The 21380-nt window shown below is 73.2% G+C and carries 20 protein-coding genes and 1 tRNA gene; 11 read left to right on the forward strand and 10 right to left on the reverse strand.

Annotation, left to right across the window (positions count from 1 at the left end):
- Positions 1 to 66: 66 nt before the first annotated feature.
- The 7 genes from dnaK to CS0771_RS26110 all read left to right on the forward strand — a co-directional run bounded on the left by dnaK (position 67) and on the right by CS0771_RS26110 (position 7573).
- Positions 67 to 1977 (forward strand): molecular chaperone DnaK, encoded by a 1911-nt coding sequence (gene dnaK / locus CS0771_RS26080; protein WP_212843452.1) that lies wholly within the window; start codon positions 67 to 69, stop codon positions 1975 to 1977.
- Positions 1978 to 1984: 7 nt separating this feature from the next.
- Positions 1985 to 2644, forward strand: a complete 660-nt coding sequence (locus CS0771_RS26085; protein ID WP_244871035.1) for a nucleotide exchange factor GrpE — start codon at positions 1985 to 1987, stop codon at positions 2642 to 2644.
- 3 nt (positions 2645 to 2647) lie between these two features.
- Entirely contained in the window at positions 2648 to 3625 is a 978-nt protein-coding gene (locus CS0771_RS39510; protein WP_212843453.1) for a DnaJ C-terminal domain-containing protein, read from the forward strand.
- Entirely contained in the window at positions 3622 to 3960 is a 339-nt protein-coding gene (locus CS0771_RS26095) for a chaperone modulator CbpM (RefSeq protein ID WP_212843454.1), read from the forward strand. The genes CS0771_RS39510 and CS0771_RS26095 overlap by 4 nt, the downstream gene beginning before the upstream one ends.
- Positions 3914 to 6571, forward strand: coding sequence for an ATP-dependent chaperone ClpB (gene clpB, locus CS0771_RS26100; RefSeq protein ID WP_212843455.1), 2658 nt, complete (start codon positions 3914 to 3916; stop codon positions 6569 to 6571). Before CS0771_RS26095 ends, clpB begins: the two co-directional genes overlap by 47 nt.
- 1 nt (position 6572) lies before the next feature.
- Entirely contained in the window at positions 6573 to 7037 is a 465-nt protein-coding gene (gene trxA, locus CS0771_RS26105) for a thioredoxin (RefSeq protein WP_244871036.1), read from the forward strand.
- Positions 7038 to 7225: 188 nt separating this feature from the next.
- Positions 7226 to 7573 (forward strand): nuclear transport factor 2 family protein, encoded by a 348-nt coding sequence (locus CS0771_RS26110; RefSeq protein ID WP_212843456.1) that lies wholly within the window; start codon positions 7226 to 7228, stop codon positions 7571 to 7573.
- Between the two features lie 2 nt (positions 7574 to 7575).
- On the opposite strand, the gene CS0771_RS26115 is transcribed toward CS0771_RS26110, so the two are convergent.
- Complete coding sequence (locus tag CS0771_RS26115) at positions 7576 to 7773, reverse strand: hypothetical protein (RefSeq protein ID WP_212843457.1); 198 nt, start codon at positions 7771 to 7773, stop codon at positions 7576 to 7578.
- Positions 7774 to 7848: 75 nt separating this feature from the next.
- Between CS0771_RS26115 and CS0771_RS26120 the strand changes: the two genes are divergently transcribed.
- Entirely contained in the window at positions 7849 to 8412 is a 564-nt protein-coding gene (locus CS0771_RS26120) for a YdeI family protein (RefSeq protein ID WP_212843458.1), read from the forward strand.
- A 102-nt stretch (positions 8413 to 8514) separates the two neighbouring features.
- Here CS0771_RS26120 and CS0771_RS26125 read toward each other — a convergent pair whose 3' ends face one another.
- Positions 8515 to 9297 (reverse strand): alpha/beta fold hydrolase, encoded by a 783-nt coding sequence (locus CS0771_RS26125; protein ID WP_212843459.1) that lies wholly within the window; start codon positions 9295 to 9297, stop codon positions 8515 to 8517.
- 89 nt (positions 9298 to 9386) lie between these two features.
- Between CS0771_RS26125 and CS0771_RS26130 the strand changes: the two genes are divergently transcribed.
- Complete coding sequence (locus CS0771_RS26130; RefSeq protein WP_212843460.1) at positions 9387 to 10397, forward strand: LysR family transcriptional regulator; 1011 nt, start codon at positions 9387 to 9389, stop codon at positions 10395 to 10397.
- A gap of 158 nt (positions 10398 to 10555) precedes the next feature.
- Here the strand turns inward: CS0771_RS26130 and CS0771_RS26135 are convergent, their stop codons facing one another.
- From CS0771_RS26135 to CS0771_RS26165, 7 genes are all read right to left on the reverse strand, one after another.
- The gene (locus CS0771_RS26135; protein ID WP_212843461.1) at positions 10556 to 11317 is read right to left on the reverse strand and encodes an arginase family protein; all 762 of its coding nucleotides are present in this window, start codon (positions 11315 to 11317) and stop codon (positions 10556 to 10558) included.
- Between the two features lie 93 nt (positions 11318 to 11410).
- Positions 11411 to 12061, reverse strand: coding sequence for a hypothetical protein (locus tag CS0771_RS26140; RefSeq protein ID WP_212843462.1), 651 nt, complete (start codon positions 12059 to 12061; stop codon positions 11411 to 11413).
- Positions 12062 to 12092: 31 nt separating this feature from the next.
- Positions 12093 to 13433, reverse strand: coding sequence for a HEAT repeat domain-containing protein (locus tag CS0771_RS26145; protein ID WP_212843463.1), 1341 nt, complete (start codon positions 13431 to 13433; stop codon positions 12093 to 12095).
- A gap of 86 nt (positions 13434 to 13519) precedes the next feature.
- Positions 13520 to 16000, reverse strand: a complete 2481-nt coding sequence (locus tag CS0771_RS26150; protein WP_212843464.1) for a beta-L-arabinofuranosidase domain-containing protein — start codon at positions 15998 to 16000, stop codon at positions 13520 to 13522.
- A gap of 258 nt (positions 16001 to 16258) precedes the next feature.
- The gene (locus CS0771_RS26155; RefSeq protein WP_212843465.1) at positions 16259 to 17491 is read right to left on the reverse strand and encodes an ankyrin repeat domain-containing protein; all 1233 of its coding nucleotides are present in this window, start codon (positions 17489 to 17491) and stop codon (positions 16259 to 16261) included.
- A 28-nt stretch (positions 17492 to 17519) separates the two neighbouring features.
- A tRNA-Ser gene (locus CS0771_RS26160) sits at positions 17520 to 17592 on the reverse strand.
- An 81-nt stretch (positions 17593 to 17673) separates the two neighbouring features.
- Positions 17674 to 18342 (reverse strand): hypothetical protein, encoded by a 669-nt coding sequence (locus tag CS0771_RS26165; RefSeq protein WP_212843466.1) that lies wholly within the window; start codon positions 18340 to 18342, stop codon positions 17674 to 17676.
- Between the two features lie 155 nt (positions 18343 to 18497).
- Between CS0771_RS26165 and CS0771_RS26170 the strand changes: the two genes are divergently transcribed.
- Together CS0771_RS26170 and CS0771_RS26175 are read left to right on the forward strand one after the other, a co-directional pair.
- Positions 18498 to 19274, forward strand: coding sequence for a hypothetical protein (locus tag CS0771_RS26170; protein ID WP_212843467.1), 777 nt, complete (start codon positions 18498 to 18500; stop codon positions 19272 to 19274).
- A 20-nt stretch (positions 19275 to 19294) separates the two neighbouring features.
- Positions 19295 to 20509, forward strand: coding sequence for a cysteine desulfurase-like protein (locus CS0771_RS26175; RefSeq protein WP_212843468.1), 1215 nt, complete (start codon positions 19295 to 19297; stop codon positions 20507 to 20509).
- A 4-nt stretch (positions 20510 to 20513) separates the two neighbouring features.
- Here CS0771_RS26175 and CS0771_RS26180 read toward each other — a convergent pair whose 3' ends face one another.
- Positions 20514 to 21365, reverse strand: coding sequence for a metallophosphoesterase (locus CS0771_RS26180; protein ID WP_244871037.1), 852 nt, complete (start codon positions 21363 to 21365; stop codon positions 20514 to 20516).
- Positions 21366 to 21380: the final 15 nt, after the last annotated feature.

The following is a 21380-nucleotide window of genomic DNA, read 5'->3' on the forward strand; positions in this document are numbered from 1 at the left end:
GCAGCCCGGTGGTCGGTGTCTCGCGTCCGGGACCACGCCGGAGACAGCAGACGTCGGGAGCTGGGCATGGCCAAGGCAGTGGGTATCGATCTGGGCACCACGAACTCCGTGATCGCGGTCTTCGAGGGCGGCCAGGCCACCGTGATCCAGAACGCGGAGGGCTCGCGCACCACCCCGTCGGTGGTGGCCTTCACCGACGCCGGTGAGCGGCTCGTCGGACAGCTCGCCCGGCGGCAGGCGATCCTGAACCCCAAGGGCACGATCTATTCGGCCAAGCGCTTCATCGGCCGGCACTTCGACGAGATCAGCGAGGAGGCCAAGGCCGTCGCGTTCGACGTGGTGCCAGGCCCGGACGGCCTGGTCCGCTTCGACGTGAAGGGCAGGCTCTACTCGCCCGAGGAGATCAGCGCGCAGGTGCTGCGCAAGCTGGCCGACGACGCGTCGAAGTTCCTGGGCGAGAAGGTCACCCAGGCCGTCATCACCGTGCCGGCGTACTTCAACGACGCGCAGCGCACCGCCACCAAGGACGCGGGCCGCATCGCGGGTCTGGAGGTGCTGCGCATCATCAACGAGCCGACCGCGGCGGCCCTGGCCTACGGCCTGGACAAGAAGGGCCACGAGACGGTCCTCGTGTTCGACCTGGGCGGCGGCACCTTCGACGTGAGCATCCTCGACGTCGGCGACGGCGTGGTCGAGGTGCGCGCCACCGCCGGTGACTCCCACCTGGGCGGCGACGACTTCGACCGGCGCCTGGTCGACTTCCTCGCCGGGGAGTTCAAGAACGAGCAGGGCATCGACCTGCGCAGCGACCCGCAGGCGCTGCAGCGGCTGTTCGAGGCCGCGGAGAAGGCCAAGGTCGAGCTGTCCTCGGTCACCCAGACGCAGGTAAGCCTGCCGTTCGTGACCGCCGACGCGTCCGGGCCCAAGCACCTCACCGCGACGATCACCCGCTCGAAGTTCGAGGAACTGACCAAGGACCTGGTGCAGCGCTGCCTCGGCCCGGTCGAGCAGGCGATGGCCGACGCGAAGGTGACCGCCAACGACCTCGACGAGGTGATCCTGGTCGGCGGGTCCACCCGCATCCCGGCCGTGCAGGCGCTGGTGCGCCGGCTGACCGGCGGCAAGGACCCGAACATGAGCGTCAACCCGGACGAGGTCGTCGCGATGGGCGCGGCCATCCAGGCCGGCGTGCTCACCGGCGAGGGCCCGGACGTGCTGCTGCTGGACGTCACGCCGCTGTCGCTGGGCCTGGAGACGCTGGGCGGCCGGATGACCAAGGTCATCGAGCGCAACACCACCATCCCGGCGCGGCGCGCGGAGACGTTCAGCACCGCCGAGGACAACCAGCCCGCCGTCGACATCCACGTGCTGCAGGGCGAACGGGAGCTCGCGTCCGACAACCGGACGCTGGGCAAGTTCCGGCTGGAGAACATCCGGCCCGCGCCGCGCGGCGTGCCGCAGATCGACGTGACGTTCGACGTGGACGCCAACGGCATCCTGAACGTGTCCGCCAAGGACAAGGAGACCAACGCCGAGCAGCAGATCACCATCACCGACAGCGGCAACCTGGACCGTTCCGAGGTCGAGCGGATGGTGTCCGACGCCGAGTCGCATCGCGCGGACGACGCGAAGATGCGCCAGCTCATCGACGCCCGCAACGAGCTGGAGTCGCTGACGTACCAGGTCGAGCAGCGCCTCGGTGAGCTGGGCGAGTCCGCGCCCGCGCACGAGAAGGCCCGGGCGGACCTGCTCGTCGGGGACGCGCGGCAGGCGCTGAAGGAGAACGCGCCGATGGACCGGCTGCGCTCGCTCACCAGCGACCTGCAGCAGGTCGCCCAGGGTCTGATGGCCCGGCCGTCGGGTCCGCCGCCCGGCGGTGGCGAGCCCGGCCAGGGCGGCCGGCCCGGCGGGGAGGCCGGGGCACGCACCGGGCAGGGCGACGACGACGTGATCGACGCCGAGTTCTCCCCGAGCTGAGCCGGCCATGGCACACCACCCGCACGGGGGCTCGGGTCCGCAGGCCGACACCGAGCCCGAGCAGGGGCAGCCGCACGCGCCCCGGCACAGCGCCGAGCCGCCCGGACCGGTCGCCATGGACCCGGCCGAGCTGGACGGTCCGTCCGGCCATGCCGGGCAGGCCACGGCCGAGGAACCCGCCGACGATGCCGCGGGCGCGGCCCCGATGGCGGCGAGCGCGCCGCCCGCCGCCGGGCCGGACACGGCGGAGCTGGCGGCACGGCTGCGCCGGGCGCTGGCCGACCTGGACAACATGCGCAAACGGTACGAGCGCCAGGCCGCCTTCGAGCGGGAGACCGAACGGGCCCGCGTCGCCTCGGTGTTCCTGCCGGTGATCGACAACCTGGACCTGGCGCTGGCCCACGCCGACAGCGACCCGGCCGCGGTCGTCGACGGCGTGCGCGCCGTACGCGATCAGGCGGTGAGCACGCTGGGCACGCTCGGCTTCCCGCGCCGGGAGGACGCCGGGGTGCCGTTCGACCCGGTCTGGCACGAGGCGGTCAGCGTGGTGCCGAACACCGGCGAGCCGGACGGCACCGTGCTGCAGGTGATCCGGCCCGGCTACGGCGAGTCCGACCGGCAGCTGCGCCCGGCCACGGTGGTGGTCGCGGGCAACACCCAGGGGTGAGCGGTGGCGCGTGACTTCTACGAGGTGCTCGGGGTCGGGCGGGGCGCGTCCGCCGACGAGATCCAGCAGGCGTTCCGCAAGCTGGCCCGCAAGCACCACCCGGACGTGAACAAGAGCCCGGACGCCGAGGAGCGGTTCAAGGAGATCAACGAGGCGTACCAGGTGCTGCACGACCCGAAGACCCGCGCCCGCTACGACCGCTTCGGCGAGGACTTCCGGAAGATCCCGGAGGGGTACGAGGAGATGGCCGGCGCCGGGGCGGGCGGTTTCCGAGGCCGGGGCGGCGGGCGTGGCGGCTTTCCCGGCGGGGGTTTTCCCGGCGGCGGGTTCCGGCGCGGTGAGCAGGGCGAGCCGTTCACGTGGAGCTACGACGGCGGCGACGTGGATCTGGAGGACCTCCTCGGCGGCATGTTCGCCGGCCGTGGCCGGGGCGCCGGGCCGATCGCGGGCGCCGACCAGGAGGCGGAGCTGCCGCTGACGGTCGAGGAGGCGTACCGGGGCGGGCAGCGCAGCATCACCCTGTCCGGGGCGGAGGGCCCGCGCAGCTACGACGTGAACATCCCGGCGGGCGTCACGGACGGCCAGCGCATCCGGCTGGCCGGGCAGGGCGGCCGCGGGCGCGGCAACGCCCCGCCCGGCGACCTCTACCTGGTGGTACGCCTGCAACCCGACGCGCGCTACCGGGTCGAGGGCCGCGACATCCACGCCACGCTGCGGGTCAGCCCGGCCGAGGCGGCGCTCGGCGCGACCGTGCCGCTGCGCACCCCCGGCGGCGAGACGAAGGTGACCGTGCCGCCGGGCACCTCCAGCGGCCGCCGCCTGCGCCTGCGCGGGCAGGGCATGCCCCACCGGCGCGGCGAGCCCGGCGACCTGTTCGCCGAGATCCGCATCGTGGTGCCGGGCACCCTGAGCGACCGCGAGCGCGAGCTCTACGAGGAACTGGCGCAGGCGTCCGACTTCGACCCGAGGAGCAGCCGATGACCACCGTGTACGCGCTCGCGGTCCCGGCCCGGCTCAGCCTGGACCGCTTCGCCCGCCAGGCGAACCTGCACCCGGTCATGGTGCGCCGCTACGTGGCGCTGGGCCTGCTCGACTGTTCCCGCGACGCGGCCGGGGAACTGTGGTTCTCCCCCGCCGCGGTGCGCCGGGTGGCCCGGGTGCAGCGGCTGCACACCGACCTGTCCCTGAACTACACGGCGATCGGGCTGGTCATGGACCTGCTGGATCGCGTCGACGAGCTCGAGTCCGCACTGCGAAGGAGCCAGGCCCGTGGACATGAACCGGCTGACCCAGAAGTCCCAGGAAGCGCTGCATGACGCGCAGACGATAGCGCTGCGGCTGGGGCATACGGAGGTCGACGGCGAGCATCTGCTGGCCGCGCTGCTGGACCAGCCCGACGGGATCGTGCCCCGGCTGGTCGAGCAGATGGGCGCCGATCCGCGCCGCCTGCGCGCCGAGGTGGAGACCGACCTGGCGCGGCTGCCGAAGGTCAGCGGGCCGGGCGCGCAGCCCGGCCAGGTGTTCGTGACGCAGCGGCTGTCGCGGGTGCTGGACACCGCCGAGCGGGAGGCCAGGCGGCTCAAGGACGAGTACGTCTCCACCGAGCACCTGCTGCTGGCGCTGGCCGACGAGGGCTCGGCGAGCGCGGCCGGCCGGCGGCTGAAGGAGAACGGCGTCACCCGCGAGGCGTTCCTGTCCGCGCTGACCCAGATCCGGGGCAACCAGCGGGTCACCTCCGCGATGCCCGAGGTGACTTACGAGGCGCTGGAGAAGTACGGCCGCGACCTGGTCGCCGACGCCCGCGCCAACCGCCTCGACCCGGTCATCGGCCGCGACGCCGAGATCCGGCGCGTCATCCAGATCCTGTCCCGCAAGTCCAAGAACAACCCGGTGCTGATCGGCGACCCGGGCGTGGGCAAGACCGCCATCGTGGAGGGCCTGGCGCAGCGCATCGTACGCGGCGACGTGCCCGAGGGCCTGCGCGACAAGACCGTGTTCGCCCTGGACATGGGCTCGCTGATCGCGGGCGCGAAGTACCGCGGCGAGTTCGAGGAGCGGCTCAAGGCCGTGCTGAACGAGGTCCGCGCCGCCGAGGGCCGCATCCTGCTGTTCGTCGACGAGCTGCACACCGTCGTCGGCGCGGGCGGCGGCAGCGAGGGCGCGATGGACGCGGGCAACATGCTCAAGCCGATGCTGGCCCGCGGCGAGCTGCACATGATCGGTGCGACCACGGTCGACGAGTACCGCAAGCACATCGAGAAGGACGCCGCGCTGGCCCGCCGCTTCCAGCAGGTGCTGGTCGACGAGCCGACGGTCGAGGACACCATCTCGATCCTGCGCGGCCTGCGCGAGCGCCTGGAGGTCTTCCACGGCGTGAAGATCCAGGATTCGGCGCTGGTCGCCGCGGCGACCCTGTCCCACCGCTACATCACCGACCGGTTCCTGCCCGACAAGGCGATCGACCTGGTGGACGAGGCCTGCGCGCGGCTGCGTACCGAGATCGACTCGATGCCCGCCGAGCTGGACGAGGTCACCCGCCGGGTGATGCGGCTGGAGATCGAGGAGGCGGCGCTGGCGAAGGAGACCGACCCGGCGAGCCTGGCCCGGCTGGACCAGCTGCGCCGGGAGCTGGCAGACCTGAAGGCCGAGTCCGACGCCAAACGGGCCCAGTGGGAGAGCGAGCGCCAGGCCATCCGGCGCGTGCAGGACCTGCGCGGGGAGCTGGAGCGGGTGCGCCGCGAGGCCGAGGAGGCCGAGCGCGCGTACGACCTCAACCGGGCCGCGGAGCTGCGCTACGGCCGCATCGCCGACCTGGAGCGGCGGCTGGCCGCGGAGGAGGACAAGCTGGCCTCCCGCCAGGAGGGCCGGGGCCTGCTGCGCGAGGTCGTCACCGAGGACGAGATCGCCGAGATCGTGTCGGCGTGGACCGGCATCCCGGTCTCCCGCCTGCAGGAGGGCGAACGGCAGAAGCTGCTGCGCCTCGACGAGATCCTGCACGAGCGCGTCATCGGCCAGGACGAGGCCGTCCAGGTCGTCGCCGACGCGATCATCCGGGCCCGCTCGGGCATCAAGGACCCGCGCCGGCCGATCGGGTCGTTCATCTTCCTGGGCCCGACCGGTGTCGGCAAGACCGAGCTGGCCAAGGCGCTCGCGGCGGCGCTGTTCGACTCCGAGGACAACATCGTCCGCCTCGACATGAGCGAGTACCAGGAGCGGCACACGGTCAGCCGCCTGGTCGGCGCCCCGCCCGGCTACGTCGGCTACGAGGAGGGCGGCCAGCTGACCGAGGCGGTGCGGCGCAAGCCGTACTCCGTCGTGCTGTTCGACGAGATCGAGAAGGCGCACACCGACGTGTTCAACACGCTGCTGCAGGTGCTCGACGACGGCCGCATCACCGACTCGCAGGGCCGCACCGTCGACTTCCGCAACACCGTCATCATCATGACCTCCAACATCGGCGCCGAACACCTGCTGGAAGGGTCCGATGCCGACATCTCGGAGCAGGCGCGGGCCAGGGTGACGGCCGAGCTGCGGGCGCACTTCCGGCCCGAGTTCCTCAACCGCGTCGACGACATCGTGCTGTTCCACCGGCTGACCCTGCCGCAGATCGAGAAGATCGTCGACCTGCAGTTCGCCGACCTTCGCCGGCGCCTGGGCGAGCGCCGGATCAGCCTCGACCTCACCGAGGACGCCCGCAAGCTCATCGCCGAGCACGGCTTCGACCCGGTGTACGGCGCCCGGCCGCTGCGCCGCTACATCGCGCACGAGGTCGAGACCCGCATCGGGCGCGCCATCATCGCCGGTGACCTGCGCGAGGACGCGGTGATCCACGTGGGCGTGCGCGACGGCGAATTGGACGTTACCTTCGACGCGGCATCCGAGGCGGCGCAGCCGAGGGCCGAAGCGGGCGTGGCAACGGGAGTTTGACATGACACAGGCATCACAGGCGTCGCAGGCGGGAAGGGCGGACCTGGTCGGCTGCCCGCACTGCGGCAAGCGCAACCGGATCCTGGCCGCCGCCCGCGGAGTGGCCCGCTGCGGAAGCTGCCGCGGCATGCTGCCGTGGCTGACCGAGGCCACCGACGCCGACTTCGACGCCGTGGCCGTGCAGTCGTCGCTGCCGGTGCTGCTGGACCTCTGGGCGCCGTGGTGCGGGCCGTGCCGCATGGTCGCGCCCGGCGTGGAGCGCGCGGCGCAGCAGTTCGCCGGACGGCTCAAGGTCGTGAAGGTCAACGTGGACCACTCACCGAACACGGCCGCCCGCTACCAGGCCCAGTCCATCCCGCTGCTGTTGATCCTGCAGGACGGCGAGGTGGTCGCGCGCCAGCTCGGCGCCGTCCCGCCGGACGCCCTGCTGCGCTGGGTCGAGGGCGCCCTGCCGGCCGCTGCGTGACCACCCGGCATGCTCGATCATCCGACTTGCCTGGCAAGTGGGCGAATGCGTGCCCTTGATACGCCCGGTTGCCAGGCAAGTCGGATGATCGAGGGTGTGCGGTGATTTCGCCGACCGGCACGGATGCGGCTGGGTAGCCTGAGATCGTCCGGCAGGTGCTGATCCCTGCCGGAGGAGGAGTCCCGACCATGGCGGACGACGCGGTGGCTCGCCACCTGGAGACGATGGACGAGCTCGACTTCCGGGCCTGGAACGGCGCGGACTGGCACGGCTCGTTCGCCCGCTGTCATACCGCCGACGTGGTCGTCGAGCTGCACGGGCAGCCGCGCACACACGGCATCGAGGAGCACATCGACGCCATGAAGGCCCTGGTCGAGTCTGCGGGCGGCACCCCGCCCCAGGTCACGTCGCACCCGATCGCGTTCGGGTCCGGTGACTGGACATGCGTGGTCGGCGAGTTCGAGGACGGCCGGCGCATGGTCACCGTGGCGAAGTGGCGCGACGGCGCCATCGCCGAGGAGCACATCTGGCTGTAGGGCTACGGCGCGGGCGGGCGGCGGCGCAGGCCGTACCAGATCAGAGCGAGGCCGCCGAGCGCGGTCACCGGGCCGATCACCGCCCAGATCGGCTGCCCGTTCATGCCGCCGGACTGGCCGAGCAGGTTCAGGCCCTGCAGCGTCCAGACGATCCCGGACAGGACCAGCAGCACCCCGACGGCCAGCCATACCCAGCGCATAACCACTCCACCTCGTCGCCGCGATCCGGCGCTCATGGTCGCACGAATGTCGGGCCGCGCGCATAGGGTCGCGCTGTGGAGATCTTGGAGTTCGAGAGCGCCGAGCAGTGGGAGGCCTGGCTCGCCGAGCATCACGGCAGCCCGGACGGCGCGTGGCTGAAGGTGCGCAAGAAGAACGCGAAGCGGCCGACGATCACCGTGATCGAGGCGGCCGAGGTCGGGCTCTGCTACGGCTGGATCGACAGCGTCCGCAAGTCCTACGACGCCGACCATTTCCTGCAGCGATACTCTCGGCGCAGGCCGGGCAGCCCGTGGTCGAAGGTCAACGTGGAGCGGATGGAGGCGCTGATGGCCGCGGGCCGGGCACGCGCGCCGGGCCTGGCCGAGGTCGAGGCGGCCAAGGCCGACGGCCGCTGGGACGCCGCCTACGCCGCGCAGCGTGACGCGACGGTCCCGCCCGACCTGGCCGCGGCGCTGGCCGCCGAGCAGACCGCGCGGGAGTTCTTCGAGCGGCTGGGCAAGACCGAGCAGTATCTCGTCATGCTGCCGCTGCTGAAGGCCACCACGCCCGAGGCCCGCGCGGCCCGCCTGCGCAAGGCGCTCGACGACCTCGCCGCCGGGCGCCGACCGCGGCCCTGACCCGCGCCATCGACCACACCGCGCAGCCGCGCCCCAAGCATCCGTGATCGGAGCCCCCGCCCTGCTCGGACCGCACGGCGAGGGCTCCGATCAGCGGGTCGGCTAGCGGGACAGCCAGTCGGTGAGGATGGCGTCCACCTGGGCGGCGTGGGCGGTCTGGGGGGCCGCCTCCAGGCCGGGCTCCTCGGCGAGGGCGTGGCCGAGGCCGGGGACGGTGACCAGGGAGGCGGTGCCCGGCAGGGCGGCCCAGAGTCGCTCGGCGGGTTCGCGGAAGGCGTCCTTCTCGTCCTCCTCCCCCACCACCATCAGCAGCGGCCGGTCGATCTCCCCGGCGCGGGCCACGAAGTCGAGCCGCTCGGCGGCGGCGCGGCTCGCGTCGCTCCAGGTGTACGGCATCCCGAAGCGGCGCGAGTTCGCCTCCACCAACTCGAGAAGCTGCACGGCCGGGCTGACCAGCGCGACCCGGTCGATGTCCAGGCCGCTGTCGGTGAGCACCCGCAGCGCGGTCATCGACCCGATGGACCCGCCGAGCAGGCTCACCGGCCCGTGGGTGCCGAGCTGGATGCGCAGGTCGGCGAGCGCGGCCGGGAACTCATCGGCGGCCTGGCGGGTCAGCGGCTCGAACAGGTTGAGCACCGCGTCGTCCATGACGAGCTTCATCAGCTCCTCAGGACCGCCGGGCAGCGAGCGCGCGCCGGTCATCGGCAGGCCGAGGTACACCCGCCAGGCGTTCAGGCCGTGCAAGGGCAGCGCGGCGGCCATGGCCTGCTCGCTGCGCGGCGGGTCGAGCAGGTGCCAGGCGACCAGCAGCGGGCTGTCGGCGGCAGGGGTCTCGGGCGGCAGGGCGACGTACGGCACTCCGGCCGCGGTTCCGGTCAGCGTCATGCGATCCAGTCAACCGGCCCGGATGTTCCGCGTCGAACAACCATGCGAACGGGGTGGACAACCTTCGGTTGTCAGGCCAGGCTGGCCGGATGGACCTGGATCTCGCGCAGGTGCGCGCGTTCGTGCGCGCCGCCGAGGAACTGCACTTCGGGCGGGCCGCGGCGGGGCTGTACCTGACTCAGCAGGCCCTGTCCAAACGCGTCGGCCGGCTGGAGCAGGCCCTGGGCGAGCGCCTGTTCGAGCGCGGCGGGCAGCGGGTCGAGCTGACCGAGGCGGGCGGCCGGTTCCTGCCGTACGCCCGCGAGCTGCTCGTCCTGGCCGCGCGGGCGGCACAGGCGGCCCGGCCGACGGTGCTGCCGCTCAAGGTGGACGTGTGGGGGCCGGTGCACCGGCCGCTGTCGCTGCTCGGCGAGCTGGTGTCGGCGTATCCGGACCTGCTGCTGGAGCTGAGCATGCGGCGCGGCCTCGGCTCGGCGCTGGAGGCGGTGGCGCGCGGCGATCTCGACGTGGCGTGGGGCCGCCCGCACGACCTGGACATACCCTGGCCGGAGGGGGTCCACCGGCGGCTGGTGTGCCTGGAGCCGATCGCCGTGGGCGTGCTCGCGGGGCACCCGCTGGCCGGAGCCGCGTCGGTGGGCGCGGCGGAGCTGGCCGAGCACGGCCTGTGGATCCCGTTCGAGGACCGGCCGCCGGAGCTGACCAGCCTCCTGCGCGCGTACGCGGCGGCGCTGGGCGTGCCGCTGACCGGCACGGCGAGCAACCTGGGCGTGGAGCACACGCTGGCCGAGCTGCGGCGGCGGCCGGAGCGGGTGACGCCGCTGGGCGCGTGGTGGCAGCTGCCCGCCGACGTGGTGCGGGTGCCGCTGCGCCCGACGCCGTACCTGCCCTGGTCGGTGGTGTGGCGGGCGGACAACCCGCACCCGCTGCTGCCCCGCCTGCTGAAGCTGCTGCCGGGGCCGGGTTCGGTCCGGTTCGACCCCGCACACGACTGGCTGCCCGAAGCCGACCGCGCCGACCTGCCCGCCTCCCCCGTCCCGCGCGGCGGCCGGCCGCCACGCCAGCCTGGCCCGGTCCGGTCAGCGCTCACCCCAAGGCGATGATCGCGAGTTCGTGTCATAACCTGCGGTATTACCCGAGCTTGTGACACGAACTCGCGATCATCCACCGGACGGCGAGGCTGTCGCGAAAGGAAGGGCACCTTCTTAACGGACGTCCGTTAAGAAGGTGCCCTTCCAAACATGCGGTGGACCGGGGATGGTCAGTGGGAGGCGGCGAGTTCGGCGAGCAGGCGGGCGCGTAGGCCGGTGGGGTCCGCGCCGCCCGGGTGCCAGGTACACGCGACGTCGATCGCGGCGACGCGGCCCGTGTCGAGCACCCGCCGGGCCGCGGCCAGGACCTCGTCCGCGGTGGGACCGCCCGGCACGGGAAACCGCAGGCCGGGCAGCTCGCCGGAGTCGATCACATCGAGGTCCAGGTGCAGCACCAGCGGACCCGGCGGCAGAGTGTCGCCGGTCAGGTCCGCGACGCCGCTGCGGCGTATGGCAGACCCGGCCAGGTATTCGGCCTCCGGCGGGTCCAGGTCGCGGGCGTCGACGAGCACCGCCCGGTCCTCGGCGATCGGGCGCAGGCCGATCCGCTGCGAGATCAGCTCCGGCCGGTAGCCGACGATGATCCGCAGCGGCATGCCGCCGACGTACCCGGACGCCGTGGTCTCCAGGGTCTGCACGTCGCCGTGCGCGTCGAACCAGACGATGCCCGGATCGATCCCGGCCTGCTGCAACCCGGCCATGGTGGCCAGGGACACCGTGCAGTCGCCGGACACGACGACCGGCACCGAGCCGGTCCGCGCCGCACGAGCGACCTCACGCGACACCGAGGTGTAGAGCCCGCCGAGCCGCCCCCAGACGTCCCCGCCGGACAGGTCCTCGGTCACCGCGGTGACGTCGAGGTGCGGCGGCAGCGGCAGGTCCCGATCGGGCAGTCGTTCGTCGAGGTGGTACGGCACGAGGATGATCGCCACGGCATCGACGTTACCCGACCGCGCCGACACCATGATCGGGACCGGACGGACGCCCATGAACCGGGACGGCCGCGCGGCCGTCGCGGCCGGGTGTCAGAGCGTCCCGGACTCCGGCCAGAACGACCAGTGCGTGTTCGGGCGCTGCGTGGGCCGGTACGCCGCCACGTCACCGGTGGCGAGCACCTGGGCGAGCTGCTGGAACGTCTCGGTCTGGCTGGGCAGCTGGTCGTGGCGGGCCGGGTCGCGGTGCCACCACTCCTGCAGCACCAGGATGCGGGGCAGGTCCTCGGGCAGCCGGTGCCGCAGCTCCTGCTCGTCGGCGAGCAGCAGGTCACGGTACTCGGGCACGAGCCGGCGCAGCACGTCCCACAGCTGCTCCCCGGCCTCGGCCCGAGCCATGAGGGTCTCCCCGCGTACCACGACCGGCACCATGCCGCCGTGGCCGCCGGGCTGCCCGACGTGCTCCAGCGCGTGCATGTTCTCGATCCGCTCCAGGAAGTCGCCGGGGCCGTAGCCGGGGGCGCCGCCGGTGAGGCAGTTGCCGAAGCAGTGCAGCACGTCGATGACGTTGCCCGCGCGCGAGTGGTAGCCGACCATCTCGATGACCATGGCCCAGCGCTGCTCGTCGCGGTACGCGTGCAGCCGGGCGTCGATCGCGTGCAGGTAGCCGTGGTCCGGATCGGCGAAGTGGAACGCACGGGCCGCGGCGTCGAGCTGGGTCAGGACTTCGTCGGTCGTGGTCACCGGCCGACGTTACCCGGTCCGGTCCACCCGGTCAGATCTCCAGCGCGCCGGGCGTGGTGCCGTGTTCGCGTCCGCACGGGGTCAGCGCGAGCACCGCCTGTCCGGTCATGCGGGTGTGCGGGCCGAACGCGCTCGGGTCGGCCGAGGTCGCGGCCGCGATGTCGGTCGCGTGGCAGGTCTCCGGGATCGCGTGACGTTCGGCCAGATCGGCACGGCGAGCTGCCCAGGCGTCGGGGTCGGCGGGGTCGACCCCGACGTACGCGTCGGCGGGCAGGTCGGGCCGCTCGCCGGGCAGCAGGAAGCCGTCCTCGGCCGGGTGGCGCGGGCCGTACCGCTCCCCGTCGGCCTCGAAGTAGCGCAGCACGGTGCCCTGCTCGGCCAGGCACCACACGGTCCAGCCGTCCGTGCACGCCATGCCGTAGAGGTGGGCCGCGCCGAAGCGGGCGCTGAGCGTGGCGCAGAGGTCCCGGGCCGCCCGGGACCACGAGCCGGGGTCGGTGGCGTGGGCGAGCACGGTGGGCAGGCCGAAGACCAGGGTCCACCCGTCCACGGCCGGGGTGACGAAGACCCGTCCGTGCAGGCGGTGGTCCATGGTGGCGGCGTCGGCGTGCTGGTCGTGCCACCAGGCGGCGGTGCCGAGGCGGAGGGTGACCGGCTGCGCGTCGGACAGGTCGAGCGCCGCCAGCACCGCCGCCTGGTCGGTGGTGTGCAGCGCGAGCCACATGCCGCAGGGGCGCATCGGCTCAGGCTGCTCCGTGCGTGACTTGATCCGGATGAGCCGGGCCAGTGCGGCCCGGTCCCGCTCGGCGATCGCGGCGGGGTCGATCCCGGCCAGCGCGGTCAGCGCGGCGGCGCGCCTGCGGCCGGGCCCTCCGGCACGGACCCGCAGCAGGGCGGGCACCGCCTGTGGGCCGAGCGAAGTCACCGCCGCGACGGCGTGGCGGCGCACGTCGGCGTCGGGGTCGCCGAGCAGCTCCAGCAGGGCCGTGGCGGATGGCAGGGCGCGTTCGCCGGCACGCTCCAGGCCGATGGCCGCCTGTATCCGGACGCGGGGGTTCGGGTGGGACAGCGCCTCGGCGTACGGGGTCAGGTCGTCCAGGCGCATCCAGTTCAGCGCGAACCGTGCGGTGCGGCGCACCTGCCGCTCCCGGTGACGGGTCATGACGTCGGTGAGCGGGGTGAACGCGGGCGCGCCGATGCGGGCCAGCAGGGCGCCGGTCACGATCCGGTCGACGCGCGGCGGGGTGCGGCCCAGCTCGTCGATCAGGGCGGGCACGGCGGCCGCCCCGGCCCGCACCAGCGCCTGCTCGGCCGCACGCTGAACGGCCTCGTCGGTCGAGGCGAGGTCCTCGATCAGCGCAGCGTTCCACATGGGACGCCAGGCTACGCGCGTACCCCGACATTCCGCCCCCGCCGGTCGCGGGCCCGCCCCGGGCCGCGCGACCGGCGGGGCCGGGCTCACAGGCCCGAGGAGTAGAAGCCGGACACCTCGGACGCGGTCAGCACCCGGCTGTACACGCGGAACGAGTCGACCGCCCCGTCGAGGTACGGGTCGCCGCTGTACTGCGAGCGGCCGATCCAGTTCTGCGAGGTGCTGCCCAGCGACGCCGGGGTGAGCGTCATCGCCGCGTTGCGGGCCACCTCGGCCCCGTTGACGTACAGGATGCCGACACCGCCGCCGACGGTCACCGCGACGTGCGTCCACGCGCCCGTGGGCAGCGCGGCCGGGGCGTTGATGCGCTGCTCGCCGCCCGACCCCGAGTTGGTGATCGCGAAGCGGGCGGTGCCGGAGCTGCTGCTGGGCACCAGGAACAGGTTCGAGGTGGTGTTCGAGCCGAAGTCGAACAGCCGCGCCCAGTTGGTGCGGGTGTCCAGCCGCACCCAGGTGGCGACGCTGAACGCCGACGCCCCGGCCAGGATGCCCGAGGGCAGCGACACGTACTGGGCCGTGCCGCTGAGGTTGACCGCGTTGCCGGTGCGCCCGGCGACCCAGGTCGCGCCCCCGGCCAGGGTCGCCGTCTTCCCGTTGCCGGTGGCGTCGGCGGCGCTGGTGCCGGAGGTCTCGTTGAACAGGTAGTGCGCCACGAACGCGGGCAGCGGCGTGGTCGTGGTGACGTTCCAGTAGACCGTGTAGCGCTGGCCGTGCATCTTGTAGAACGGCAGCAGGGTGACCGTGCCGGTGGAGGCGCCGGCGGTGAACTGCAGCGGGGTGGCGGTCGCGGCGATGGTCGACGGGTTCAGCGTGGGCAGGGCGGACAGGTTCGTGGTGCCGTACGCCCCGGCGAGCACGATCGGGCCGTACTTGACGGCCTGGGTGGTGGCGCTGTCCGGGGTGGACTCGCGCACCAGCGCCATCGGCAGGGCCACGTCGACCACGTCGCCGGTCGCCCAGGTGCGGGTGATGACGGCGTACGAGCCGGGAGTCACCCCGCCCTGCACGGTGCCGTTGACGCGGATGCTCGCGCCGGTCGCCCACGGGGGCACCCGGACGCGCATCGCGAACGTGCCCGACCCGGCCGTCACCGTGAGCCTGCTCGACGGCGCCTCCGGGAACGTGGTCTCCTGCCGGATGGTCACGCCCTTGGCCGCCCAGTTGAGCTGCGAGGCGATGAACAGGTTCACGTACAGGTCGTCACCGGAGTGGAAGTAGATGCTGTCGCCGTACTTGGTGTTGGTCTCCATGCCGGTGCCGTGGCAGCAGGTGAAGTTGTTGTAGTCGTTGCTGTAGGTCTTGATGCCGCCGGCCCGCAGCGGGATGTAGTAGCTGTGGAAGCCGTGCGAGGAGTTCGGGTCCTGCGCGCCGAGCAGGTGGTTGTAAAGCGCCTTCTCGTAGTAGTCCATGTAGTCGGCGCGGGCCGGGTTGGTGAAGAACAGCTGCCGGGACAGCTTGAGCATGTTGTACGTGTTGCAGCACTCGCACGTGCTGTCGGACAGCTCACCGGCGATCCGGTTGGGGGCCTTGAAGTACTCGCCGTTGGAGTTGCCGCCGATGGCGTACGTGTGCCGGCCGACCACGATGTCCCAGAAGTTGACCGCGATGTCGCGGTACCGGGTGGTGCCGGTCGCGTGGTACTCCCGGATCGCGCCGATAACCTTCGGGATCTGCGTGTTGGCGTGGTAGTTGTTCAGCGCGTCCGTGTTCGACGCGAGCGGGTCGAACACCTCGGCGTGGTCGAAGTGCTGCGCCGCGGTCAGGTGCGCGCTGTTCTCGGTGAGCTGGTAGAGGTTGGTCAGCACCTCGTTCATGCCGCCGAACTCGGTGTCGAGCATGTTCTGCCGCTGGGTGAGGGTGAGCCGGTCGTTGCGGAACTTCACCCAGGACGCCATCGCGGTGAGCACGGTCAGCGCCTGCGCGTTGCCGGCCAGCAGGTGCATGTCCAGCAGGCCCGCCATGATCTTGTGGAGCGTGTAGTAGGGCGCCCAGACCTGCTGGCGGGCCTCGACCCGGTCGATGAAGCTCTCCGGGTACGCCGAGAGGTAGCCGGTGTTGTAGCCGGCCGTGACTGCGCGCGCCTGGCAGATCGCGAGCTGCGCGACCAGGTAGTCGCCCTTGGTCTTGAAGCTGGTGGTGCCGGTGCTGGCGTACGCCTGCGCCAGGCCGGTCAGCACGTGGCCCATCGAGTGCCCGCGCAGCTCGGTGGTCGGCGACTCCCAGCCGCCGCACGCGGTGGCCGAGGAGCTCAGGCCGTAGTTGAGGCGGAACGTGTGCAGCAGCCGGTCGGCGTCGAGGAAGTTCAGGTAGCTGTGGGTGCGGCCGGTGTTGCTGAGGAACGGGCCGCTCAGCAGCGTGACCGCGCCTAGCGGGAACGGGTGGACGGACGTGCCGATGTCGGTGCGGGCGGCGTGGGCGGGTGACGCGGGCAGGCTACCGGCGACCGCTGCGGCTGCGGCGCCGACCGCGCCGGCGCGCAGCACGGTACGGCGGGACAGTGCGGACATCTCTTCGCCTTTCTCGGGGACGGGGCGGTGAGAGCGAAGTGTCCGAGCGCTCTGACGATGTCCTACGAAAACCCTTTCGGCAAGATGTCCGGCCTATAACCGTCCAGTTTCGAAACGTTTCGAGGTGGCTGGGTGTCGCGGGTGGCTGGGATGATCGCGGTCGCGTGCCATGATCTGCGGCTGGACCAGAGGTTCTGACACGAACTCGCGATCATCCTCAGCCGCCCGCCGTCCGCAGCGACGCGTGGGGCGGTCCAGTCAGCCCAGGGGGCTGCGGATCTTCGCCACCGCGTCGTAGCGCGGCGCGGGCCGCAACTTCGCGGGCAGGCGTCCGAACCGGTCGAGCAGGTCGGGGTCGGCGCCCGCCGCGAGCAGCGCCGCCACGAGGTGGCGCGCATCGGCCTCCTCGGCCCGGTGCAGCGGTGTGCAGCCCTCCTTGTCCGCGCCGTTCACCGGCAGCCCGGCCGCGAGCAGCCGGGGCAGCAGCGGCTCGTGGTCCAGGTGGGACAGCACGTGCAGCAGGGTCCCGCCGCTGCCCTCGGCGACGGCCGGGTCGAAGCCGGCGTCGAGCAGCGCGGTGACCACGTCGGTGCGCCCGTGCCGCGCGGCACGGTAGAGGTCCGTGCGCTGCCAGCGCAGCCGCTTCGGCAGCCGCCCGTGGCCGGTCTGCCAGGCGCGCAGCACGGCCGCGCAGCCCTGCACCGGGCCGCCCAGCGCGCCGAGGGTCAGCTCCCGCCGGATCTGCTGCGGGGTGTGGTCCAGGGCCGCGAGCCGCCCGTCGCCCACCCGCATCCGGTGCCAGCGGCCGGTGCAGCGCACCATGACCTCGGGCAGGTCGAGGCTCACCGGAGCGGGCCGCTGTTCCTGGCCGGGCCGCACCGCGCCGAACACCAGCGGGTGCAGGTCGTGGGCGCTCACCGGGCCGTCCTCCAGACACCCCACGTCGCCCAGCGTCTCCAGCGCGCGGGATTCGTACGCGGCCCGCCGCTCGGCGACCGCCTCGGCGTCCCAGCACCACACCGGCACCGGCGTCCAGTAGTGCGGCAGCCGGGACGCGTCGGTGACGCCGAGGTGCAGCCCGCGCTGCTCGTCCGGCGAGGCCGGTCCGGTGAGCACGAGCACGGGCCCGTCGAGCAGCTCGATCAGGCGATCCGGCTCCCGCCGGAAGTCGGCGCCCCGGGGACGGTGCACGTGGACCTGCCGGGTCAGCACCAGGACGCGTGTCCAGTGGTAGCGGTGCAGGTAGTCGGGCGGCAGGTAGACGCGAAGCAGGTCGGGGGCGAGGCGGCGCAGGTCGGCGGCGATCTGCCCGGCGGCCGGGCCGTACTCGGCGCGCACCTCGGTGAGGTCGAGCGACGGCGTCAGCCCGGCGGCGCGGCAGGCGCCCGCCCAGTCCCCCGCCTCGCGCAGGCGGGTGCACTCGGCCACGACATCCGGGGCCGGGTGGCGCAGCGGCAGCCGGATGAGGTGTTCCCGCCGCCGGTCGGCCATACCCGCTCCCCTGTCGTCGCCGTGGGAGCGGGGCCGGCCGGATTCGCACCGGCGTCCTCCCGATTAGCAGTCGGGCGCGACGACTTCTGCGCTACGACCCCGCTCGGCGCGCAGTCTAGCCACGGCGGCGGTATGGGCGCGGCGCGATTTCCGGGCCCGCGTGCTTCGGCGCCGCCGGGCTGTCAGCCGCGTAGCCAGGCGCGCCAGGAGGCGGGGGTGACCGGCGCGGCCGGGTGGTCCAGGGCCCAGCGCAGATAGCCGGCGCGCAGCCGGACCAGGCCGTCGAGGTCCTCCTCGGCCCAGTCGACGATCATGCGGACCGACGGCCCGTGGAGGGCGCGGGCCACCTTGACGTAGCCGAGGTCCTCGCAGCGGTGCTCCCGGCGTATTGCGGCGTCGACCAGCCCGAGCAGGTCGCCGTGGGTCTCCGGCGTGGGCCCCAGCGCGGCGAGGGTACGCAGCACGTGGCGCTTGGCCGCCCAGCTCTTGCCCAGCGCCGCCCACTCGTCCGGATACTCGGTCTCCCAGCGCAGGTAGAGCACCGCGTGACGGGTGAACGGGGCCAGCTCCTCCGGCGTGGTGGCACTGGAGAGGTAGTGCCAGATCGGGGCGGCGAACATGCGGTCGTACGCGTCGCGCATCGCGGCGTGGACCTGGTCGTACTCGGCGAGCAGGCCCATCGGGCAGCCACCACCTCCCTCAGCGGTGCGCTGGCGCACGATCCAGGCGTGGTGGCGAGCCCACTCCTTCTGGTAGCCGCGCTCCCGTTCGATCGCCGCCCGGCGCCGCTCGGGGTCGGGATGCACGACGTCGAAGGTCCAGGCGAAGTCGGTGAGCTGATCCACATGCACGCGGCAAGGTTGCCAGCCGCGAACCCGATCGCCAACGAAAGGAGCCGCATCCGACCGAGCTGAACAGCGGAAACGAGCAATACGCGGTCGCTCCGCGACTCTCAGTGATCAGCACCCGGCTCCCCCTGGCCTTCCCGCGGCCCTAGGGTGACGTCGTGATCTTGCTGTTGAAGGTGCTCCTGGCACCCGGTCTGGTCGTGGCCTCCTCGCTGGCGGGACGGCGCTGGGGTGCCCAGGTCACCGGCACCTTGGTCGCGCTGCCGATCGTCGCCGGGCCGATCCTGCTGATCACGTGCCTGCAGCACGGCACCGCGTTCGGCGCCCGTGCCGCCGCCTCGGCCCTGCTCGGCCTGGTCACGCTCGCTCTGTTCGCGGTGGTGTTCGCCCGGTGCTCGCGGACCACCGGCTGGGCCGGCTCGCTGGCCGCGGCCTGGGCCGCCTGCCTGGCCGCGGACGTCGCGCTGGCCCGGCTGCACCTCGCTCCCGCGCTCGGCCTCGCGGTGGTGCTCATCGCGATCGCGGCCGCGCTGCGGGTCCTGCCCCCGGCCGCGCCCGAGGCGGGACGGAGCGGCGCGCCCGGCTGGCCGTGGTGGGACCTGCCCGGCCGGGCGATGGCCACGGCGGCCCTGGTGGTGCTGGTCACCACCCTGTCCGGCGCGCTCGGGCCGGGGCTGACCGGCGTGCTGGCGCCGTTCCCCATCGCGACCAGCGTGGTCGCCGCGTTCGTGCTCGCGCAGCACGGCTCCGGCCAGGCCGTGCAGACCCTGCGCGGGGTCCTGCACGGGCTGGCCGGCTTCGCCGTGTTCTGCTTCCTCGTCGCGGTGCTCGCCGAGCCGGGCGGCACGGCGCTCGCGTTCGGCGTCGCGCTGGCGGCGACGCTCGGCGTACAGCTCGGCTGGCAGGCGCTGCGGCGGCGGGCGGCCGTCGCCTGAGCCGCGTTAGAGTCGCCGCCATGGCGTTCGACATCGCGAGAGCCCGCGCGGCCTACCCGGCCCTGGGCGAGGGATTCCGGCACTTCGACGCGGCAGCGGGCTCGCTGGTCGCCGAACCCGTGGCGCGGGCGGTGCACGCCGTATACACCGGGGCGGTCGCCAACCGCAGCGACGCGTTCGCGCCCGGCCGCCGCGCGCTGGAGATCGTCGTCGAGGCCCGGCGGGCCGTGGCCGACCTGCTCGGCGCCGACCCGGCCGGTGTGGTCTTCGGCTCCAGCGCCACCTCGCTGACCTACCTGATCGCGCGGACCGTCGCGGCGAGCTGGCAGCCCGGCGACGAGGTGGTCGTGTCCCGGCTCGACCACGACTCCAACGTGCGGCCGTGGGTGCAGCTGGCCGCCGAGCGCGGCGCGACCGTGCGCTGGGCCGAGTTCGACCCGGCCACCGGCGAGCTGCCGACGGAGCAGTACCGGGCGCTGATCGGCGAGCGCACCCGGGTGGTCGCGGTGACCGCGGCCAGCAACGCCATCGGCACCCGGCCCGACGTGCCCGCGATCGCCGCGCTGGCGCACGCGGCGGGGGCACTGGTGTACGTCGACGGCGTGCACGCCACCCCGCACCAGCCGACCGACGTCGCCGCGCTGGGCGCGGACTTCTACGTGACCAGCGCATACAAGTGGTCCGGGCCGCACCTGGCCGCCTGCGCCGCCGACCCGGCGCTGCTGGAGACGCTGCACCCGCTCAAACTCCGCCCGTCCAGCGATGCCGTGCCCGAGCGCTTCGAGCTGGGCACGCCCGGCTTCGCCTCGCTCGCCGGGGTCACCGCCGCGGTCGAGCATCTGGCCACGCTGGACCCGGCCGCGACCGGCTCCCGGCGCGAGCGGCTGCTCACCTCGCTGGCCGCGGTACGCGACTACGAGGCCGGCCTGTTCACCGGGCTCGTCGACGGCCTGGCCGGCATCGACGGGGTGACCCTGTGCCCGGCGCCGGCCGACCGCTGCCCGACCGTCTCCTTCCGGCTCGGCGCGCAGCACCCGGCGGCGACCTCGGCGATGCTCGGCGACCAGGGCATCTGCGCGTTCGCCGGGGACTACTACGCGTGGGAGTACTTCCACACGACGGGCCTGCGCGACTCCGGCGGCGCGGTGCGGGCCGGCATCTACCACTACACGACCGCCGACGACGTCGAGGTGCTGCTGGAGGCCCTGCGTACGGCGGCCAAGGCGGCCCGCTGACGGGTCAGTCGAAGCCGCTGGGCACCGATGCGGCGGGGAACACCCGCCGGATCGGCTTCGGGTCGGTGCCGCGCCGTCCCCACTCGCGCGGGTAGCCCAGCGACACCTCCTCGAAGCGCACCCCGTCGTAGTGCGTGGTGCGCGGGATGTGCAGGTGGCCGTAGACGGCGACGGCGGCGTTGAACCGGACGTGCCAGCCGGCGGTGCGCTCGGTGCCGCACCACTGCGCGAACTCCGGGTACCACATGATCTCGGTGGGCTGGCGGACCAGCGGCCAGTGGCTGACCAGCACCGTCGGCAGGGCGGGGTCGAGGGCGCCGAGGCGCTGCTCGGTCTCGGCCAGCCGGGCCCAGCACCACGACTCGCGGTCCGGAAACGGGTCGGGGTGCAGCAGCATCTCGTCCCGGCAGACCACTCCCGCCGCGTACGCCTTGGCCAGCGACTCCTCCTTGGTGCTGGTGCCGGGCGCGCGGAACGAGTAGTCGTACAGCTGGAACAGCGGCGCGATCACGGCGGGCCCGCCCTCGCCGGGCCAGACCGGATACTCGTCCTCCGGGGTGACCACGCCGATGTCCCGGCACATCCGCACCAGCTCGGCATAACGCGCCACCCCGCGCAGCTGCACCGGGTCCGACGGCGGCGTCCACAGCTCGTGGTTGCCCGGCACCCAGATCACGTTCGCGAAGCGGGAGCGCAGCAGCCGCAGCGTCTCCTCGACGTCGGCGAACTGGTCGCCCACGTCCCCGGCGACGATCAGCCAGTCCCCGTCCGACTCCGGCCGCAGCCCGTCCACGACCCGCTTGTTCTCCGCGTAGGACACATGTAGGTCACTGACCGCGAGCAGAGATGTCGTCACCGTCCGAATCCTTTC

This window comes from Catellatospora sp. IY07-71 (genome assembly GCF_018326265.1).
In the GTDB taxonomy this organism is placed as follows: domain Bacteria; phylum Actinomycetota; class Actinomycetes; order Mycobacteriales; family Micromonosporaceae; genus Catellatospora.

What these genes read in the sequence shown, in the direction of transcription:
- dnaK (WP_212843452.1), top strand. Translation starts at nt 67, where the DNA reads ATGGCCAAGGCAGTGGGTATCGATCTGGGCACCACGAACTCCGTGATC.
- CS0771_RS26085 (WP_244871035.1), top strand. Translation starts at nt 1,985, where the DNA reads ATGGCACACCACCCGCACGGGGGCTCGGGTCCGCAGGCCGACACCGAG.
- CS0771_RS26095 (WP_212843454.1), top strand. Translation starts at nt 3,622, where the DNA reads ATGACCACCGTGTACGCGCTCGCGGTCCCGGCCCGGCTCAGCCTGGAC.
- trxA (WP_244871036.1), top strand. Translation starts at nt 6,573, where the DNA reads ATGACACAGGCATCACAGGCGTCGCAGGCGGGAAGGGCGGACCTGGTC.
- CS0771_RS26110 (WP_212843456.1), top strand. Translation starts at nt 7,226, where the DNA reads ATGGCGGACGACGCGGTGGCTCGCCACCTGGAGACGATGGACGAGCTC.
- CS0771_RS26115 (WP_212843457.1), bottom strand. Translation starts at nt 7,773, where the DNA reads ATGCGCTGGGTATGGCTGGCCGTCGGGGTGCTGCTGGTCCTGTCCGGG.
- CS0771_RS26125 (WP_212843459.1), bottom strand. Translation starts at nt 9,297, where the DNA reads ATGACGCTGACCGGAACCGCGGCCGGAGTGCCGTACGTCGCCCTGCCG.
- CS0771_RS26130 (WP_212843460.1), top strand. Translation starts at nt 9,387, where the DNA reads ATGGACCTGGATCTCGCGCAGGTGCGCGCGTTCGTGCGCGCCGCCGAG.
- CS0771_RS26145 (WP_212843463.1), bottom strand. Translation starts at nt 13,433, where the DNA reads ATGTGGAACGCTGCGCTGATCGAGGACCTCGCCTCGACCGACGAGGCC.
- CS0771_RS26150 (WP_212843464.1), bottom strand. Translation starts at nt 16,000, where the DNA reads ATGTCCGCACTGTCCCGCCGTACCGTGCTGCGCGCCGGCGCGGTCGGC.
- CS0771_RS26155 (WP_212843465.1), bottom strand. Translation starts at nt 17,491, where the DNA reads ATGGCCGACCGGCGGCGGGAACACCTCATCCGGCTGCCGCTGCGCCAC.
- CS0771_RS26175 (WP_212843468.1), top strand. Translation starts at nt 19,295, where the DNA reads ATGGCGTTCGACATCGCGAGAGCCCGCGCGGCCTACCCGGCCCTGGGC.